We start from the raw sequence: 20,752 nt of genomic DNA, 5'->3' as shown, positions 1-20,752 counted from the left end.
CGTCAGCCTCCTGCATGTAGGTTTATTTCAAGCAATAAATCGTTGAGATTCTTGCTTCCTCTCTGTGTCCCCGCGTTTGCAGACGATTGATCCGCACTTGACGGATCTGACGGAGCGGGAGACAGCCCGTCTATGTAATCCGCCAGCTCGCGGATCGTGGAATGCCGGTACATTTCTTTGATGGTAAGCCCGACATGGAACCGGGATCTGATCTTCGAGCTCAGCATCAACCCGGACAAGGAATCGAAGCCGATATCGAAATAAGAATCCTCCGTGCCAAGCTCGATCTCTCCCAGCACATCCTCAAATATGGAATACAGCAACCGCTCCGTATCGTTCCTGAACGGAACGGCCGCAAGGCTTGATATACAGGCGGATTTTGCTTTGCTGCGTGCCCCGGCGGCGGGCGGCTTGATCGCGTTCTCCGCAGGCAGCGGGCTGTCGCCTTCAGAACGCGCATCGCCAGCCGCCGTGATTCGGATGGCTCTCCCCAGGTTCTGATGCGCGATGCGCCATGTCTCTTCGGTCAGACATGGCCCGGACGGATTTGGCAGCTCGAGCAGTGCCCATCCTGTTCCGCTATGGTTGTCTATGGCCCGCTGGATTACGCAGGTGATGATTCGGCTTCTGATGCCGAACGATGTCGAAATTCCAAGAAAAAATGTGGCGTTAGGCCAATTTTTGGATGCTTGGATGACCCCCTCCACCAGCCCCATTGCTCCGCCAATGGACTCGCACATGCTGCTCGTCTCATCCAGCAGCATGGGAGGAACCGGGATAAACACAGAAAACGTCGTGTCTTGCGCACCTGCAAAGCCTGTGATCGCCTCTTCAAGCCGTTGGAAGCATGCTTCCTTCAACGAGTTCACATCCGCCTGCTCGTCGCTTGGTTCCGCGGTCCGTTCACGAGTCCATGCGATCCAGTCCTCTTCCAACGAATGGATTGCCATAACATTCGGCTTGCTGTCAGCCCTGTATCTCCGATGCGCCATAATGATATGAACGTCGGATTCTTGCTCTCTTCCTGCAGGCGGGAACATCGCAATGCGATCATACGCGCTTCGTTCCAGCACTTGCGCCCACTCGGCCGGCGCAAGAAGCATCTTGTCTTCGCGCAGAGGATCTTGCTGGTAGTTCCACCATCCTGGCGACAGGCCGAAGATGAAGTTTTGCAGCGGATGAAAGTACATCGTCTGAACAAGGAATAACAAGCCGCCCGGAGCAAGCGTCTCATTCAGGTGCCGCAGGGAAGCCTCCATATCGGCAGTCGCTTGTACCACATTGAGGCTGATGACCATATCGTAGCCGTTCGGCTCGATGCCTTGCGCTTCAGGGTCTTTGGAAATATCGAATTTGGAACAGGTCACGAACGAATATCCAAGCCGCTGCGCCTGCGCTTCTGCACGGGCCACAAAGGATTGTCCGATATCCGTAAAATGGTACTCGACATCGATCCCTTGCTGCTTCAAGGCGGATAATAGCGGCCATGTAAGCAGTCCCGTTCCTCCGCCAATTTCCAGAATGCGCAGCTTCCGGGCGGCTCCGCGAGCCAGATCGGCTACAATACCGGGCACGGCCGCTACATAGAGATTGCGCTTGGAGTACTCGGGCAGCCTGCGGTTCAGCTCATACAGCAGATCGAATTGGCCTTCCGGATACAGCACCTCGGTCGCCATCCTGTCTCCGCGAAATACCGCATCATATTGGCTCGCGCATGCAAGCAGCAGCTCCATATAAGGCTTTAGTTCGCCAAGATGGGCAGGAAGCTGCTCCATCACCGATTCGAGCCGCGGAACGTCATGGATGGAAGCCGCGAACACGATCATCTCGTCCTTCTCCACGGCAGCCAGCCCCGCCTCGGCCACACAGTTGATCAAGAAGGAGACAAAGCTTCTAAAGCGGTCGATCACGCCCAGCTTCGCGAAGATCTCTTCCATGGCGTAGGTCAGCTTACCGTCCGTAAGCAGATGATCTTTGAAATAAGCTGCGGCGCAGCATACGCCAATGTGATCGAATAGATGAACGATCTCGGTCTGATCTCGCAGCAAGGCCGCGGGATGAGCCGCTTCCTTGGCGCGAATGATTCGCTCGGCCGACGGAAGGGCGTCCTCCGCGAACCTGCTCAATCTGCTTACCGAGAATGGCTTCAAGAGCTGATACTCCTGTCCCTGCGAAGGTTTCCCTCTTCCCCTTATCGGTTCAGAGAACGCGATCCAGCGCTTATTGCCGCGCCAACCTATCATGCCTTCCTCCGGGCCGTTATACCATTCCGCCGCAATCTGGCCCGCTAATTGCTCTGTCCCGCCGCGCTCCGAGACATCAATCGACAGGCAGCGGAGCCATGAGTAGGCTTCGGCTAGGCCGCTGCATGCTCCGATCACGGCGGCAGGAATCGCCTGAGCCTCCTCGACGCCGATAATCGGCTGCAATTCGTGCGTGACGACAAATAACGGCATGCTCGAATCTACAGTATAAGCCGCCATGCCGCTGCACAAATGCAGCAGGCCCTGCACCAGCTCCTCCGCATCCTCCGGCGACGGATCGCGGGAGACTTCCGGGAAATATGCGCCCAAATAGACGATCCGGGCAGGCATGTTATTGGCTTGATGCAGTTCCTCCAATAGCGGAAGATATCCCTTCTCATCCGTGAAATCGACTTCGTATTGTCTTGAGCTTATTCGCCTGAAATGCGAATGAGCGCGAACTTCAATGACGAATTGACCGTCTTCTGCCAGCCGGCCTGCAAGTGACTTGGCGAGCGGCATGCCTGAGACATCCTTCGGCATGATCACGAGCCATGTAAGCTCCGCATCCGGAGCCGGCGCTTCCTCCGGCGGCAACGCCTGCTTCCATAGCTCGGTGCTTGCCTGCGCTCCTGCTTGAACTGCTTCATACGCGGAAGCGCCGTGTAAGGAAGAGCTCGGCATCGGCTTTGCTTCCTTCCAATATCTTTGCCGCTCGAACGGATACGTGGGCAGCGGAACGCGATAAGGCTCTGAATCCCGGTGCAATTCCTCCCACTTGATTTCTGCGCCTCGAAGCCACAGCTGACCGAGCGCATGCAGAAAATGGCTATAGGACGAACGGTTTTCGACTAGCGACGAGAGGGCGAATGCACTGCGCCGCCGTTTTAGCTGCCGGTTCGCCAGCAGCGCCAGTTGGTTCCCGGGACCGACTTCCAGCAGTAGGACGTGCTCCTGTGCCGCCGCTTCGCGAACCCCGTCGCCGAACCGAACGCATTCTCTCATTTGCCGGAGCCAATAGTCGGCTCGTTGCATGCTCTTATCCGTGATGCGCCGCCCATAGAGCGTCGATATGATTGGAATCTCCATCCTGCCGAAATGAACCTGCTCAAGCGCCCGCCGAAAAGGTTCAATGATGGAAGCGACGGCTTCGGAATGACCGGCCCGCTTGGCTGCAAGGGGGGAATACGCGATGTCTCTGGCCTGCAGCCGCTCGGCGAACTCCTCGATACAGGGAACGGAACCGGTCACCAATAGGCGCTCCGGCGCGTTGATAGCCGCAATCGATACGCCAGGCGCAAGCAGTGGACGAAGCTTTTCCTCTGACAGCGAGACGCTGAGCATGGCTCCTTCGTCCAGCCGCTCGAATAAGCGGGCCCGCTGCACGACGAGGAACAGCGCATCCTTCAGACTGAATATGCCGGAGATACAAGCCGCCGCGTATTCCCCCAGACTGTGCCCGATAAGAGCGGAGGGAGTTACGCCGTGCGCGATCCATGTCCGGGCCATCGCATAGCTGATGCTGAAAATAGCGGCCATTTCCATATCCAACCGCATCGGTTCCTCATCGCGGCTCCCTCCGTACAGCCGATCCATGAGATTGGCATCTAGCATCGGTTCCAGCAGTGCGGCGCAGAGGTTCAACTCTTCCCTGAAGACGAAACAGTGCTGATACAGCTCTTGGCCGGCCTGTATGTACTGGCTTCCACCGCCTGGAAACATAAATATGACATCCGGCGCATTCTGTTCGGTAACCGTATGGGTTTGGTTCCGGATGGTCTTATCCCCGACGGCCTGCATCTCCTTCCACGATCCGCCGACGAGAAAGCGCCGGTATGCAAGCTGCTTGCGTCCGATCTGCAGTGTGTAGGCCGCATCCTGCAGTTGAAGATCCGGCTGTCTATCCATATGCTCCGCAAGACGTTCTGACATGTGAAGCAGCGCCTGCTCCGTGCGGGCGCTTATGATGAGAATCTGGGGCTTTTCCCCGCTCGCTTCTCTTCGGCCGGCCGGCTCCTCTTCCAAGATGATATGGGCGTTCGCCCCGCCGATTCCGAAGGAACTGACGCCAGCCAATCTCGGCTTGCCGCTCTCCCATTTTTGCAGCTTGCCATTGACATAGAAAGGCGAGTCTTTCAATTCGGCATTCGGCGTGCTGCAATAGAGTGACGGCACGAGCATGCCGTGCTTGATCATGAGCGTTGTTTTGATCAATCCGGCGATTCCCGCCGCGATATTCAGGTGGCCTACATTGGACTTTATCGAGCCAATCGCGCAATAGGGCTGCCCTGCCGCATTGCCTTGGAACACCTGCTTCAAGGCCTTCAACTCAACGGCGTCGCCAAGCGTAGTGGCGGTGCCATGCCCTTCAATATATTGAATATCCTCCGGATGAACGCCGGCCATCTCGATTGCCCGCCGTATAAGGCTGACTTGAGCCTGCACGCTGGGCGCCGTGAAGCCTGCCTTCCGGCTGCCGTCATTATTGATCGCCGAACCTTTAATTACGGCGTAGATGTGATCGCGGTCTTGAACCGCTTCTTCCAGCCGTTTCAGCACGACGAGTCCTGCCCCGTTGCCTTTTACAAAGCCAGAACTGTTCTCGTCATAAGCTCTCGTGAAGCCGTCATCGGACAGCGCGCCTTCCAGTGGATAGTATCCGTCCTGAAATTGCGTAATGGAGACGCCGCCGGCCACGGCGATGTCCGACTCGTAATGGAGCAGACTTTGACAGGCAAGATGCACTGTGGTCAATGAAGTGGAGCAGGCTGTCCGCGACACGACACTTGGGCCGCGCAGATTGAATTTATAGGACAGCCTCCCGGTTAACGAGCCTTCATTGAACATCTTTAACTTTGCGTATTCTTCGGGCGCCGACTTGATTCTGTCGTAATGCTGCCAAAGATAGGTGAAGTCGTCCGTGCCGCAGAACAAGCCGATTAACCCGTCATACGTCTCGGGCACATAGCCGGAATTCTCCATCGCCTCATGAAAGGTCTCCATTAAAATTCGCTGCTGCGGGGCCATGTTGATCGCTTCTGTGGCAGGAATGCCGAAGAAGTCCGCATCGAACCGATCGATGTCCTTGATGACGCCGAAAGCGTTGACATAGGTATCGCTTTGCACGATCTGGGCGCCTCTCGTAATGCAATCTTTCCCGCCTTTGAGCGCATCCCACAGCTTATCCGCGTTATCCGCCCGGGGAAATCTGCCTGCCATGCCAATAATGGCAATGTCGAATTCACGTAGTGAGGACGATTGGCCCATAGTCATTATTCCTTCCTTCTCTGTTTTCGCTGCTGGAGCATCCTCTCCCGCTTGCTTGCGCGTTCGGCGTCCGTATGGATTTCTTCCGTCACGGTCTGCGGTGTCTGCTTGTCTTGGATATATTGCGAGAGCGATTGAATCGTTGGATAAGATAACAGATCGACAACCGGGATCGCGATGTTCAGCTCCCTTTCCAGAGCCTGACTGACTTTGTATAGGAGGAGCGAGTATCCGCCCCGGTCAAAAAAGTTTTCCCGTATGCCGATGTCCTTGATTTCCAGAAGGTTCCTCCATATGCTCGCGATCGTCTCCTGAACGGAGGTCTGCGGCTTTTCCGATAAGGATATTGACTCTTCTGCAAATCGGGCCGGCTCCGGCGGAGGCAGCTGTGCGCGATCCACCTTGCCGTTCACATTCAACGGGAAAGCTTCACAATGGATGTAAACTGCAGGAACCATATATTCCGGCAGCAAGCGCTGCGCCAACGCCCGCAATTCGGAGCCCGAAACCTCCATGTTATCTGCAGCCTGGTAGTAGCAGGCGAGACGGCTGTGCTGATGCTTATCCGTATAGATGTGCGCAATGGCCAACTGGATGGCCGGATGCGTGTTCAGGACCGCCTCGATCTCGCTCAATTCGACCCGGAAGCCTTGAATCTTCACCTGTTCATCCTTGCGTCCCAAGTACATTAACTGTCCGTCATGCGTCCATTTCGCGATATCCCCTGTGCGATACAGCTTTCTCCCCTGTCCGAATGGATGGTCTATAAAGCTTCGCGATGACTCCGCTTCCTTGCGGAAATAGCCGTCGGCTGTTCCTAACCCCGATAAATACAATTCCCCCGGGACTCCGGCCGGGCATACCTTCATGCTTGAATCCAGCACATAAACGTACTTATTGAAAATCGGCCTGCCGATCGGGATGTCGTTGCGCTCCGCGATGTCTTCCGGCCTGATTGTATAGGCGGTGGAAATGATCGTGCACTCTGTCGGCCCATAGACATTCGTAATGCTGCTGAAGCATGCTCCGGATTGAAGCCAAGGCTGAAGCGGCGCCGCATGAATCCGCTCTCCGCCGAGAACGACGTGCCGTACCCCCTGCAAGCGCCGGTAGCCCTTCGCTTCATCGGTTTGCAGCACCGCATAAAAGAGCTGGGGAACGCAGTTCACGTGCGTGATGCTTTCCTCAGCAATTTGCTCCAATATACTGTCCGTGTCGAATAAGTTATCCGGGCCTAATATGATAGAAGCGCCGCACATGAGGGGCACAAAGATGTTCTTCACGGAAGCATCGAATCCTAACGGGTTGATCAACTGTATGTTCGACGTATGATCGATGTCGAAGGCGTGCCGGTACCAGTGACACAGGTTGCTCAGATCTTCATCGGTTATGGCGACTCCCTTCGGTGTGCCCGTCGTTCCCGACGTGTAAATCATGTATACGGGCGCGGACGCCGCTCTTTCCGTCCGGAAGGAGCCGGAATCGAACATCATCCATTCCTCTTCGCGACAGCGGATGATGGAGGCGCCGCCGCAACTTAATTCTGCCGCCTGTTCCGGATCCGTAACGATAATATGCGAAGCGCAGCTGTCTTGGATCATGTAGTTCTGCCGTTCCGGCGGATAACGGGGCTCGACCGGGACATAGGTCGCGCGTGCTTTATAGGCAGCCAGAATGCTTATCATCGTCGGAATGTTCCGGCTAGCCATAATGACGACCCGCTGACCCGGCTGTACTCCCCGATGAAGCAGCAACCGGGTCATCTGATTCACTTTGTCGAGCAATTGTCCATAGCTGATCCGTTCCTCCCGGGAGATAATGGCCCATTTGCCGGGATGTGCGGCAGCCTGCTGCTCGAATAATTCGATTAACGACGGCTTCGGTATGTGAGCCGGTTCCCCGCAGCTCATGCGCAGGATGGCGGCAAGCTCATCCGGATGAATAAGCTGCATCGATCGTACGGGAGCATGGACATCCTGCAGCATTTGGCGCAGCACGAATTGAAGCTGTAGATGATAGCGGGCTATCGCTTGCTCCGTATAGCCGGAAGCGGGATAGTCCCACTGAAAGGACAGCGTCGCGCCTTCATGCGCTAGCGTAACGACCACATGATTCTGCTTCCCGGCTAGCGGTTGATGCAGAGTGTCCATGCGAAGCGCGACCCCGGGCGGCTGTCCGGCATCAGGCGTTCCTGATTCCGCTTGCGCTTCGAACTCATCCTGGAATTCGTACATGCGGCCCGCCTGCTCCCGCATGGACAGCAGTATCTCCTTCACGGAAGCCTCTCCAATCCATTCGCAGCATGTTGGCATGAGTGTGCCGGGAACGGAAATGGCCGGGCTGTAAATAACGGTCTTATTCGTCTCCGAATAGGCCCTGAGACAAAAATGCAAAGCAGTCAAGACGAAGCAGTATATTAACAAGTCCGACTGATTGGTCTTGCTGTTCAGGGAAGCCAGCAGCTCTTCCTCTATTCCGGCGGCATATGACGACCGGCTGTGATCATGCTCCCTCCGAGACCTGTCTGCCGGAAATCCGTGCTGCTTCGGCAATTCATGGAGGTGCTGCTTCCAGAATGCTCTGGCTTCATAGGCTGCACGGTCGAAGAGACGCAGTTCACTGCTCATGATTTCTCACAATCCTTTCCCGAACGGTTGGCAAAAATTGTACTTCACATAAATAGTCGATCGTAGCCCGGAACATCTCTTCCGCTAACGGCGTCACGGGATGATTCAGTTGGGCTAATCTGTCCAATGTGTATTCCGAGCGATAAATGCAGAATTGGAGAAGGGATCTCTGTTCGTCCAACGTTTCAGGGAAGATGGAATATAATCCGCGCAGCGCTCCGCCTGCATCCAGCACATAACTTTCCATTCTCTGATACCACTCCTCATAAGGGATTGCCGCTGCTTCGTAGCCATACCGGTTCAACCAGTCGAACAGCTCCGACAGCAGCATCGGCTGCTTCGGATGCAAATGGTACACCTGTTGCGAATATGGGTCGTCATGAAGCGAGAGTGCCAAGATATACCGCGCCATCTGATCGACGGGAATGAAGTTGAGCGGCTCATCGATGTCCGGTCTTGCTCCGAGCTCGATGCAGAGCCGAATGAGCAGCCATACAAAATCGAGCTCCTGGCACGCCCCCGTCGCGGAATCTCCCGCAGCGGTGCCAATCCGGTATATGCCTCCCGGCAGACCCTCGCGTTGCGCCGACTGCATGAGATGATCGGCGACCCATTTGCTCTGGTTATAGCCGATTTGCGGCAGTGTGTCCGGCCGCAGGACGGTCTTCTCATGAACGACCTCTCCCGTATAGTCCAGGAACACGGAAAGCGTTGAAATATAATGAACCGGCTTCAGATGATGCGCCGTCGCGAAGCGCACAATCTCAAGCGTGCCCGTGACATTGGGCCCCTTGAGCATCTCGTACGGGTATGAAAAATTGACGAGCGCTCCGTTATGATAGACAACGTCGATGTTCCCGGATAATTCGTCGTACACTTCATCCTTGAGTCCGAAAGACGGCAGCGTCAAATCGCCTGCGACCGGAATGACGCGCTGTTCATCCATCAGATCTTCCATTCCATACTGCCGTAAACTGTCGACGAGCCGGGTTGCTGCTTCCTGCTGCGACTGTGCGCGTACCAGGCAATAAATGCAGGCCGTTGATTCGCGAAGAAGCGTCCCCAGCAGGTACGCGCCCAAAAATCCGGTAGCGCCTGTCAAGAATATATGCCGGAAACGGGTCTGCCCGTCCGGGGATTGGGCTTGCCTAATGCGCTGCCGGAGTTCTTCCGGCAATCGCAGCTCATTGTTCCAATTCACTTGCTTGGCGGCTATCTCATCCGCTTCCTCCATCAGCTTGATCTTGGCGGCCAATCCTGTGACCGTCGGTGCCTCCAGCAGGGCATGGAAAGGCAGTTCCAGCTTCAAACGCTCCCGAATCGCGAACATGAGCTTGGTCATGCGGATGGAGTTGCCTCCGAACTCGAAGAAATTATCATGAATCGTTAAATCGCTCCGGTTCAATTCACTCTGCCACAAGTCAAGGAGTATTCGCTCCGTTTCCGTGATCTTCCGGGATGCCGTCTCTTGGGCGATTAGGCGTGCATTACTGTTTCCTTTCAAATCTTGGACGAGAACCTGGTGCTCTTGATCCCGAGGAATCGAATCAATCAGGAACAACCTGACCCGGTTTGCGAGCGAGAATCTGCCAAGGTCTTTGAAAAAGCGTTCGATCGCTTCACGTATGTGCCCAACTGAATGCCCGTTCCGATCGGGAGCTGCGATCCAGCAATCCAGCATGGATTGGCCGGAATCGGCAAATTGAACGCTGTTCCGTACGGTTGGACGGATGCCGATCATGCAGTGATGGAGTCCCTGCTGCAGCGCATGCTGAAGCGATAATAGGCCCTCTTCGGCAGATAAGGCTTCAAAGCCGTTCCCTCGTGACAGCTGCCGGATTACCTGCGGAATGCGGGCGCTCAGGCCCAGTTCGTCCCACATGCTCCAAGCCAAGCAGTACGTGCGAGGATTGCGCCTCCATGCTTGCAGACAGTAAGCCTCGAGGAAGCTGTGGGCTGCTGCGTACGCGCTTAACGAACCGCCGCCGAAATGACCGTTAACGGATGAAAATACGACGATCTGGGCGTCCGGTTCAATCGTATCCCGAACCTCATCCAGCACCATCGTTCCGAACACTTTGCTTGCGAATACATATTCATAGGATTCGAAGCGTTCGTTCGCTACCGTATGTTCGCTCAGTTCGTCCCAATGGGAGCTTCCTGACTGGCGAGGCAGCGACAGCGCGCCGGACAGATGATATATCGCATGCAGCGGAGCTTGAAATTCCGCTTGCGCCTCGCGGATTGCCGAAAGCACAAAATGTCGGTCGGTTAGGCTGCCGGCTCGATATTTGACGTGCGGGCTGAGCTGGCATAATTCTTCCCATGCCTTTACGCGTGCAGAATGGCGATCGTAATCATGCAATTCCTGCTGGCCCAGAATCAGCAGCTTGGCATCCACATGCTCCGCCAGCCAGCGGCAAACGGTTGAGCCGATCGCGCCAAGCCCGCCGGTTACGACATATAGTCCTCCCCTGACGAAGGCATCTGGCGTGCTGCCCTCACTTGGCTTCGCTACAGGATGAAGCAGCGGGATATATCGTTCTCCGTCCCGGTAGGCCACCTCTTGCTGCGCATTCGGGGACAGCAGCTCCCGCGCAAGCACAGCATAAGCTTCTTCAGCATCGACCGCTTGCAAGTCCAACTGCCGGCATTTCAATTGCGGCGCTTCCAAGGCCAAGCTTTTCATCAGCCCCGGTACAATGGCTTGCTCCGCCCGGAAAAAATCGGTCTCGCCGACGATATAGGAACCTTGAGTAACCGACATATAACGTACTGTCTGCTGCAAGTTCCGAAGCAAGCCTTGAGCCGCGGCCAGCCACCGCTTGGTCATTCGCCCCACCGTTTCAGCAGGAGGCTCGTTCTGCCCGAGCGCTCCCCCATGCAGAAAATGAACGATGGCGTGAATATCCAACTGCTGCGCCTGTAATGCGTTCCAGAGCCGATCAAAATGATGCGGGTTGTCGAACGACAGCGTAAAATGATTCTCTCCCGAGTACATATAAGCGGAGCCGTCGGTTACTTGGATCACCCTCGCTCCCAGCGCGCATATCCGTTCTGTGAAGCCTTCCAGCGAATGGGAATGGTCCGCCATCAGGATTACCGCTTTGGCATCGAGCAGGAGCTGGCTGTTGCCAAGCTTCGCGCGCTGCCATTTCTTTTGGTAGAACCATCCCTTGACGCTGTGGTGATGCATCCAGGCTCCCGGCACGTTCCATGTTTCCAGCACATTTGCATAACGGCCTGCTTCGAACGCTTCCTTCATTTGGGCACGCTTGATTTTTCCGATTTCCGTTTTGGGGAAATCCTCTTCAAGCAGCGGCACGATATAGCTCGGATTGATCCCGCAGTGTTCCACGACGGCGCCGCGAATGGCGGCAATCAGCTCCTTAAGCGCTGTACGAACCGCTTGGTCCGCTGCTTCCTGCTCAGAAGCGACGTCAATGCCTCTCGGATTGAAAAACAGAGCGAGCTGATCCGAATCATGATCCGATGTCCGCACGGCGCAAGCAGCGCTAAAGGAAACATTTACCCCGGGGACGCTTTCCATTGCGGCTTCGATGTCCTGCGCATAATAGTTCATGCCATGAATAAAAATGACATCCTTTTGCCGGCCAGTAATCGTTAACTGTCCATCCGAGATAAATCCCAAATCGCCGGTTTGAAACCATCCGTCCGAAGTGAAGCCCAAAGCCCGCTGATTGTCGACAGCAAAATAGCCCGGAGTGACGGTCGCTCCCTTAATTTGGACTTCTCCAATCTCGTCTTCCAGCAGTACATGATTGGCTTCATCCGCGATGCGAACCTCTACTCCAGGTACAGGCTCTCCTACCGATACGAAGCTATAGCTGTCCGGATAGTCGCTGAAATGCCGGGAAAAGGTAATGCCTGACGACAATTCCGTCATGCCGAACGCCGGAATCATCGCTCCCTGAGCCAGGCCGCACGGTTCAAGCAGCTCCATGAATTTGGCCGCTTTCAGGCGAACAATCGGCTCTCCTCCATTAATAAAATATTTTACGTGCCGGAGATCCCACCGGGGTGCGCGAACGGATAGCAGCTGTTCATTGAGCAGACTGTAGGCAAAGTTAGGCGCCCAGGTGACAGAGACCCGGTACTGTTCGATCCAGTCGAGCCAACGCAGCGGCTCGGCTAGGACGGCGTCCGTTTGAATATGTATTTGCGAACTCGCAAGCAAGGTATCCAGAAGGTGAAACATCACGAGCCCGCCGACATGGCTGAGCGGCATCCAGTTTAACGACACTTCTTCCGCAGTCAGCCCGAGATGCTGCTTCACGGCGAGCGAGCGTGCGAGCAGATTATGATGCGTCAGCTGCACGCCTTTGGGTGTGCCGGTACTTCCGGACGTGAACATCATAAGGGCGATGTCGCCGGATTGTCCGGGCACGATCTGCAGCGCGGCCGCATCGCGTTTGATATCCTCGGATGACAGGACTCGCATGGAATCAGAAGCATAGATTTGCCGGAGCCGGCCAACTTCCTCGTACAGCTGTGAGCATGTCGCAATGACAGGTTTTCCGAGAAAATCCCAGATTTGTATGAGACGATCGGTGTGGCTGTTTTTGCTTTTGTATACCGGGCAAACGGCGACCGGAACCGGAACATAGCCTCCTAGCACGCATGCCCAGAAGGTCTCCAGCATTTGCCGGTTATCGTCAAATTGCAGCAAGATCGGCTCTCCTGCCGGACAGCCCATATCCTGCAGCCCCTTCGCCACGCGCTTGGCTTCTGCAAGCAGCTCGGCATAGCTCTGGCGATGCTCTTTGCCTTGACGGTCAATGTAGAGCAAGGAATTAGCGGATGCAGCTGCGCGGCACAGGACTTCATGCAGACTGTTGGGATGATCACCTGTGCTTGCGAGCGGCATTCCCTTCGTAATCGCCTTCTTGGGTTCGCCGGCCTGCGCGGCCTCATACGCGGGAAGCCGTCCGGCCGCTTGAATGGTTCTGACCGCAATGTCAGCTTGACTTCCTTCTTCATAAGAGCGAACAATTGCGCAATCCTCGATCGGAAGCGCCCGCAATGCCGCCGTCATCCGCTGCAATTCAGCCTGACTGAGCAGCATCATTTCCTCAAGACGGATATAGTCCGTCTCTCCCTGAACATTTCGCGGAATGCGGCGAACTTCGATATATTCAAGCGATACATGCATACTCCATAGGGGCAGCCTCTCCTCGATATATCGTGACAGTTCGTCTGTGCCGGCATCTTCTTGATTGGGGACCCAATAAATAATACATCCTTCCCCGTCCCTTGCTACGACTGCGTCGGCAATATGCTCATGTTCCAGGAGCTCTCGTTCCAGTTCGAGCAAGGAGTAATAAGTGCCCTCCCGATAGAAGCCCGCTTCGCTCTCTCTTGCAACGGCGATTCTTCCATTCGGAAGAACCTTTGACTGTATGCGAGTACCCCGCATCGTCTTCTCAGGAGAGAGCAAATCCGGATACCGTTCTTCCCTGTCATCCTGAGCCCGGTCATCAGACGCAGCTTGGCTGATGAACATTCTTCCTGGCACTCCGATTGGCTGAGGCTGCAGCATGTCATTCAAGCAATACACACGGGCGTTTGGAAGCGATTTCCCCTCGTGCATCAGCCTGCCCTGTTCGGATTCTATTGGAGATATCGTCGTGATCAGGGGCAGATAAGGGAAGCCATAAAAGTTATGCCATCGTATCTCATGTGCGGTAAGCCCACCTTTAAAAGCAGTTGTATCGCGCGCTGTTTCGCCATATGTTACGACTGTACGCAGCGGCGGGGCATCATCGTTCGACAAAGCTGAAAATAGGATTGAATGGTATTGAAACATCAGAGAAAGCGGAGATAGGAGCGTTTCGATTTGCCAGGTGTGCAAGCAGGATCTAAGGGTGACTGGTTCCCGATTCAATGGTTCATGTCCGTCGTATAGAACGAGAGTTCCTCCACTTGCAAACACAGGCAGCCAAAGGAAGGTGCATATGCCTGTATAGTCCGTATCCAGCAACAATACGCGCTTCAATGAAACTTGCAGGCGATTGTCCAAAAAGTGCATCCATTCCGAGAAAAATGCTCCATCCACTCTTTTTTCCACAGGATAGCTGTTCTCAATGGATTGGCTGAATAAGATAGAATCGACCGCAACCGTTATATCAGCTCGTATCCCTTCACCAACGCTGGGCGCTGCTTGTAAGTGGTGCAGAACCGGAAAGCGTTCTCCCGAATCCGATATGAAAAACAAGCTATTATCTGTCAGGAGATGCCGAATTTGCTTGCGTTGCAAAATGTAGCGATGTCTTATGAAGCTATCTTGTGGATGAAGCGCAAGTACTGTGCAGTTGATGGACATAACTGCTAGACATGCCAACATATAATGAACGGGATCGCGTTCTTGGACGACAACGATATCTCCGTCCATGCAGCCATGCTCCCGTAAGGTCTTCCCTAGCGTTCGTATGCGATTCCACGCCTCTTGATACGTAATCATCCGGCTGCCATGCACAACAAACGCTTGCTGCATGTCAAGGAAGCCGTGGCTAATCGTTAGGGAATGATTTGATGTGCGATTCATTTTGGCCCCCTTACTTTATTTGAATAACGATGTTGATAATCTCCATATGATAGACAACAACACTTTTCGTATAAATACAAAATGTTTACCTTGGGCAAATAAAATTCCAGAAGAAGTAAACTTGTCTATCCTCGATTATATACAAGTTTATTTTTGTGGTAAAGACAAAGTTTTGCTTCGGTACAAAAAATATGTCATGTTAATGATGAGGTACTAGATATTCCCATATCATCTTCACCTTCACAAAAAAGTGGACATAACCGTTCTTCTAAAACGGATGTCCATTTATACATATAATATGATGAGTACATTGAGCTCGGCCAGCAGAGGTTCATGATGAAATGTTTCCTATAGTAATCGAATCAGGTTTGCCCCATCGCTTCCAGACTCTCTGGAATAATCTGGCCGCCATCCACGATGATGGTTTGGCCCGTAATATAACCTGCTTCCTTCGAAGCCAAAAAGAGAGCGGCGTAAGCGATATCTTCGACGCTTCCGAGCCGCTTGAGCGGAATGGACGCCGTCATCGCCTGCAGATAATGGTCACCAAGGCCTTCCAAGCCTTCCGTCATGATGTTGCCGGGCATGACGGCGTTAATTGTAATGTGGTAACGCGCGAGCTCGAGCGCCGCGCTGCGCATGAATCCCAGCTGAGCGGCTTTACTTGCGCCGTAGTGCGACCATCCGGCATAGCCGGTGGCCGGCCCCGTAATCGAAGAGGTTACAATGATCCGGCCGTATTCCGCTTTCTTCAGAAAGGGCAGGCAGGCGGCGACATTTCCTTGGAAGGCATGAGCAATGCCTCCGTTATCCCGGATTTCCGCCGCGGTTTCCTCCGCTTTCGTCAAGCTGCGTGCGACGACCGCGACTTTCGCCCCTTGTGCGGCGAAGGTTCTCGCAATTCCTTTGCCGATTCCTTTGCTGGCTCCGGTCACGACGACCGTCTTATCCTTTAGTGGCGTCAGCATGCAGAACACTCCTATCGTCTGTAAATATAAGCTGCATCATTTCCAATACATGGGTTCGATGTCATCGTACTACAAATTCGGATGTGGAGGCAACGCATGATTTCCGCCACAGTTGTTGGTCCGGACTGAATATAAGGATAGTTATATTTGGTTATAATTATGCGAACTATGGCTAGTTAATCCAAATCGAGCTCTATATCCACCCCCTCCCTAAGACCTATTCCCACAACCTTTCCGGATATCTTGAATATGTTTAAATATGTAAAATTGAATAGCAAGGATCGTCAAAGGAATGGCACAGCGACTGGGATGTTGCACCGCATTAAACGATATGGAATTAAATAACACCCCCTAATCGAACCGGACTTTTAACATGATATGTTTCAAATGAATAATAAAATCGAACTATGTATATATTTTCACAAATAAGCCTCGTGACCCATTAAATAAACGTAAAATTACTGTATATTAAACGGTGCAAACATGCATCGTTATACAAGATACAGGATAAATAGCGCAATTAAAAATAAAAGCGTATGCATTTTGTCCAGGTATTACTAGGCAAAGCTAGGGAAATCTAGTGACGCAAAGCTAAAGGGGCTAAGGAAGAAATTCTATGCCAGCCAGTTGCCGACCAATAGAAACCACACTCTATTCGTCGTATGCGTTATTTTGCATGATTCCATCGCAAGTCCTCCCTAGCTGCCTATTAATATAATCTATTGATAGGAAGTGAATAACGGATGAAGACTAGGAGAAAGCAGAGTGCCCGAAGATTGTTCGCCATGACGGTAATGACCATCATGATGTTCGTCTCTTCCCTGGCGCCGGCTTATGCAGGAACGACTGTTCCCGCAGCAAAGGAACCTGATGTCAAACAGGGCTCAGCACAGGAAATCCGGAATGTCATGTACTATGGCGATTGGTCGATCTGGGGAGGACAAGGGAACTTTTATCCCAAGGATATACCCGCCGATCAACTAACCCACTTGAACTATGCCTTCCTAGATTTTGATGCCCAAGACAACCTCGTCTTTACGGACAAGGATGCGGCTGTAGGCGCGCCTGTCGGTCAGGATGGCGTACAATGGGACGCAGCCAATGCAGGCGTCCTCATCGCCCTGCAGCAATTGCGCGCCGAAAACCCGAATCTGAAAATCGGCATCTCTCTTGGCGGATGGTCGAAATCAGGCGACTTCTCCGTTGTGGCGGCCGATGCTTCGAAACGCGCGAAATTGGTTCAGAATGTGATGAAATTCATTAAGTACACGAACATGGACTTCGTCGATGTGGACTGGGAGTTCCCGGCTGAAGTGCGACAACCTGATCTTGTCGATAATAAAAACGATGAAGGCACGAAATACGCCACCCCGGAGGATAAAAATAATTATATTTTGCTCCTTCAAGACTTCAAAAACGCCTTGAACCAACAAGGAGCCGAGCTTGGCAAAACGTACGAGCTGTCTGTTGCCCTGCCCGCTCCCAAAGCAAAAATTGATATCGGCATTGATGTGCCTAAGTTATTTAACATTGTAGATTTTGCCAACATCATGACTTATGACATGCGCGGCGCATGGGATGAGGTAAGCGGCCATCACACCGGTTTGTATCCGAACCCCAATGACCCGCTTACCGGCAACAATCTGTCCATTGACGAGAGCGTGAACTATTTGATTCAGCAAGGTGCCGAGCCGAGCAAGATTGTCATCTGAGCGGCTTACTATACTCGCGGCTGGGATAAAGTGTCGCAAGGATCCGATCCGAATTATCCGGGACTATTCGGTGAAGCCGCACTATCTGCCAAGGATGCGGATAACACTCCATCCCGCGGCGCGGTTGGCGAATCCCCACTCGTCCTTGGGGACGGCGGCCGCCGAACAGGGATTTGGTCTTATCGCAATCTCGACAAATTGAAGGCCACTTACCCGAATCTCAAAGAATATTGGGATGATGCCGCAAAAGCTCCTTATCTATATGATGAGACAAGCGGCGTATTCTACACCTATGACAATGAAAGATCCATTCAAGAGAAGACGAAATATGTCCTTGAGCGCGGCCTAGGCGGCGTCATTGCATGGATGGCTTCCAATGATGCCCCTACTGCGGACCCTGCCAAGCGTGACAAATTAACAAAGGCGACGAAAGAAGGTCTCTTCGGAAGCCAGCCGTTGAAAACACATGAAATCCACTATGCCGAGCTGGACGTTAAGGCGGATGTGAAACCGTATACAGAGCCTTGGGGCAATAACAAGGGGTATGAAATCACGATTGTCAATAACGAAGCCTTGACGGAATCGAATCAAGTGTTGAGAGCCGTGGAACGAGGCGCAAAAACGATTAAGCTGCCGAAGCTGTATATCAAGACAGATGGACCGTTGACTTCCGGCGATTATCTGGCTGGCTCCGTAACCTATGAAAATGGTTACACGGTCGTCGACCTGAAATCGGTCTATGATGCAAAAACAATAGAGCCGGGCGCTTCCTATACGTTCAAACTTAAGGGAGATGCCGAGATGACAAGCATGGAGCTTGTTCAGCGGGTGTCGAATAACAGCCCGGAAATGAACAGACAACTCATTCTGGGCAATGAAGCTCCAAGCAAGAATCAACCGCCTGTATTGCATGGCGTAACGGACCTGACGATTCAAGTCGGCGACGTCTTCGATAAGCTGGCCGGCGTGACCGCTACGGACGCGGAAGACGGAGATGTAACGTCGCGTATTACCGTGACGGGAGAAGTTAACACGAATGTGGCAGAAAAGTACCAACTGACGTATTCCGTTACGGATTCGCAAGGATTAACGGCTGAGAAACAACGTACCATTACAGTGGTCGAAGCGGCAGCTCCGGAGCAAGACTTTGGGGTTGGCCAAGGAATCGAGTGGCCGAAGCAAGTCAATTCTCCATTCGTCGATATGGTTGCATGGGTTACCAAGCCGGGCTATTCCAACAACGGCGCCCCTAACCTTGCCCGAATTTCCGAGGATACGGGCGTGAAATTCTTCAATCTTGGCTTTATTCAATCCACTTCGAAGCAAATCGTTGACGGTAAAGTGCAATGGGGCTGGGGAGGATACTCCGTACTGAATGAAAAGAATGCAGACAATGCCCAATATCAAGGAATCAAGCAGTCTATCCGGGAGCTGCGCGAAATGGGAGGAGATGTCGCGATCTCCCTTGGCGGTTTGAACGGCGTTACATTCTGGGAAGTAACTGAAGACACAGATACGTTGTTCAATACGTATATGGAGCTTGTTCAAGGCTATGGACTGACCCGATTAGACCTCGACATTGAGGGCGGCGCGCAGAACAAAGCCCTGAATATCGCCAATGCGAAGGCGATTAAAAAGCTGCAAGACGCAACCGGAGTCGATATCGTATTAACGCTCCCAGTACTGCCAAGCGGTCTGACTTCCGTTCAATTGGATGTATTGGAGGCTTACCTGTCTGCCGGCGTGGATGTCAAAGTCGTGAACATCATGACGATGTGTTATGGCAGCGGAACGCTCCTGCCTGGCGAGAACTACGGTTCCGCTTCGCTTAGAGCCGTTGATTCGACGAAGAATCAAGTGAAGCAATACTACAAGCAGTATGCCAACAAGGATCTAACCGATGAAGAGGCTTATGGAATCATTGGAACGACGCCATCCATCGGTTTCGAAGGCGCGGCTCATCCGATCTTTACGACGGAGTGGTCTCAGTGGATTGTCGATCATGCGATCGAGAAAGGGCTGGCGATGACCTCCTTCTGGTCGATGAACCGGGATGCGATGTTGGAAAATAAAAGTGGCGTAACGGCTCAATATCAGTTTACCGATATTTTCAAAGCATTCGGAAATGGAAGCATTCCGCCGGTAACTTCAAAACCCGTGATTCATGGCGCAACGGATAAAACGATTTTCGTTGGCGAGCACTTCGATCCGAGAGAAGGGGTTACCGCTGCGGATGAAGAAGATGGCGACCTGACCGATCGCATCGCGATCGAAGGAACGGTTGATTCCTCTGCTCCGGGAACATATGAGTTGGTATACACCGTAGAAGACAGTGAAGGCCTGCAAGCCTCTGCAGAGCGCCAGATTACCGTGATCGATGGACTTGCGGATACGTATGATCCGACGAAGATCTACTATGAAGGCGATTCGGTCATCTACAAAGGAGAGAAATATACAGCGAAATGGTGGGTACAAGGCGAAGCTCCGGATACCTCCCTAGCATGGAAAAAAGAAGTGATTCCAAATGAAGACGGCAGTGTGGACTACGTGCCGGGCAATGTGTATGTAGAAGGCGACTTGGTTCGCTATGAAGGCAAGCTCTACCAAGCCAAGTGGTGGACACGGAGCATTCCGGGAAGCGATGATTCCTGGAAGCTTGTAGAATAATAGCAAGTCGAAGCTGTATGTATCGGGACTGACCTGCATGGGTCGGTCCCTTCCGCTTGCCACGAACCGAAAATTAAACGTGGCTGACCCGCCTCGAGAATATCATCATCCGCTGCATCAAGCCGATTTGCTGCGCTGCGCACACTGATTGATAATCCTCAGCACGCTGGATGGATTGAACGCCAAATAGTTGGCCGCTGGCTTTTTCATCTGCTTCACCTAAGAGGCAGAAGCTGCGTTAATCACCTGCTCCACTAAAAGTCCGGTGAATTAGTGCAGTTGTAGCCGTCTGATGGACATGCAAAACGAGTAAAACAACTCAGCCAGCGCGAAATGAGTAGGCGTGACAACGCCTCTGTCATCACGGATTTCGTTTTTTGGCATGCCGACATACCAGTTCGAGATCGCTTTTTCCCAAACCGGCATAGTCTTTTCAGATTTTGAACGATCGCCGTCAGTAGCGCCTGTTCTTGCATGCAGTCGAGTCCGCGGCTCCGTGCACGATCCATGCCATGCGCAACTTTGCTTTCAGCAAACACATGCTCACAGCGGGTTCGTAACTTTTGCAGATGACGGTAAGAACCCGTTAGCTGAATCCGTTTAGCTCTGTTTCGGCTGTGTACTTCCTGGATTTTCGCCAACCGCTTGCGTTGTCGTTCCGGATCGTTCGTTTGACGTTTCCAAGTAGGCACATCTTCCAGTA

At 53.1% G+C, this 20,752-nt stretch carries 5 protein-coding genes, 3 pseudogenes and 1 riboswitch; of the genes and pseudogenes, 2 read left to right on the top strand and 6 right to left on the bottom strand.

Going from position 1 to position 20,752, the window contains the following annotated elements; genetic code table 11:
• Positions 1–2: 2 nt before the first annotated feature.
• The 5 genes and pseudogenes from ABD76_RS10665 to ABD76_RS10650 all read right to left on the bottom strand — a co-directional run bounded on the left by ABD76_RS10665 (position 3) and on the right by ABD76_RS10650 (position 15,670).
• Positions 3–5,516: a type I polyketide synthase gene (locus ABD76_RS10665; protein WP_197256726.1), complete on the bottom strand. Its 5,514-nt coding sequence runs from the start codon at positions 5,514–5,516 to the stop codon at positions 3–5.
• Positions 5,516–8,137: a non-ribosomal peptide synthetase gene (locus tag ABD76_RS10660; RefSeq protein WP_197256724.1), complete on the bottom strand. Its 2,622-nt coding sequence runs from the start codon at positions 8,135–8,137 to the stop codon at positions 5,516–5,518. The genes ABD76_RS10665 and ABD76_RS10660 overlap by 1 nt, the downstream gene beginning before the upstream one ends.
• The gene (locus ABD76_RS10655; RefSeq protein ID WP_242069509.1) at positions 8,127–13,661 is read right to left on the bottom strand and encodes a thioester reductase domain-containing protein; all 5,535 of its coding nucleotides are present in this window, start codon (positions 13,659–13,661) and stop codon (positions 8,127–8,129) included. The genes ABD76_RS10660 and ABD76_RS10655 overlap by 11 nt, the downstream gene beginning before the upstream one ends.
• 648 nt (positions 13,662–14,309) lie before the next feature.
• Positions 14,310–14,651 (bottom strand): annotated as a pseudogene (locus ABD76_RS30955) (AMP-binding protein); the annotation flags it as partial.
• Positions 14,652–15,064: 413 nt separating this feature from the next.
• Positions 15,065–15,670: an SDR family oxidoreductase gene (locus tag ABD76_RS10650; protein WP_197256720.1), complete on the bottom strand. Its 606-nt coding sequence runs from the start codon at positions 15,668–15,670 to the stop codon at positions 15,065–15,067.
• Between the two features lie 550 nt (positions 15,671–16,220).
• Positions 16,221–16,305: riboswitch (cyclic di-GMP riboswitch) on the top strand.
• A gap of 108 nt (positions 16,306–16,413) precedes the next feature.
• On the opposite strand from ABD76_RS10650, the pseudogene ABD76_RS29480 reads away from it, so the two are divergent.
• Both ABD76_RS29480 and ABD76_RS29475 read left to right on the top strand, forming a co-directional pair.
• Positions 16,414–17,751: pseudogene (locus ABD76_RS29480) on the top strand (glycoside hydrolase family 18 protein); the annotation flags it as partial.
• Positions 17,749–20,049, top strand: a complete 2,301-nt coding sequence (locus ABD76_RS29475; RefSeq protein ID WP_338125100.1) for an immunoglobulin-like domain-containing protein — start codon at positions 17,749–17,751, stop codon at positions 20,047–20,049. The pseudogene ABD76_RS29480 and the gene ABD76_RS29475, both read left to right, overlap by 3 nt.
• A 374-nt stretch (positions 20,050–20,423) precedes the next feature.
• On the opposite strand, the pseudogene ABD76_RS10640 reads toward ABD76_RS29475, so the two are convergent.
• Positions 20,424–20,752, bottom strand: a pseudogene (locus ABD76_RS10640) (transposase); the annotation flags it as partial.

The sequence above is a fragment of the Paenibacillus dendritiformis genome (genome assembly GCF_015845845.1).
GTDB lineage: Bacteria > Bacillota > Bacilli > Paenibacillales > Paenibacillaceae > Paenibacillus_B > Paenibacillus_B dendritiformis_C.
This window is presented reverse-complemented; position numbering and strand designations above follow the sequence as displayed.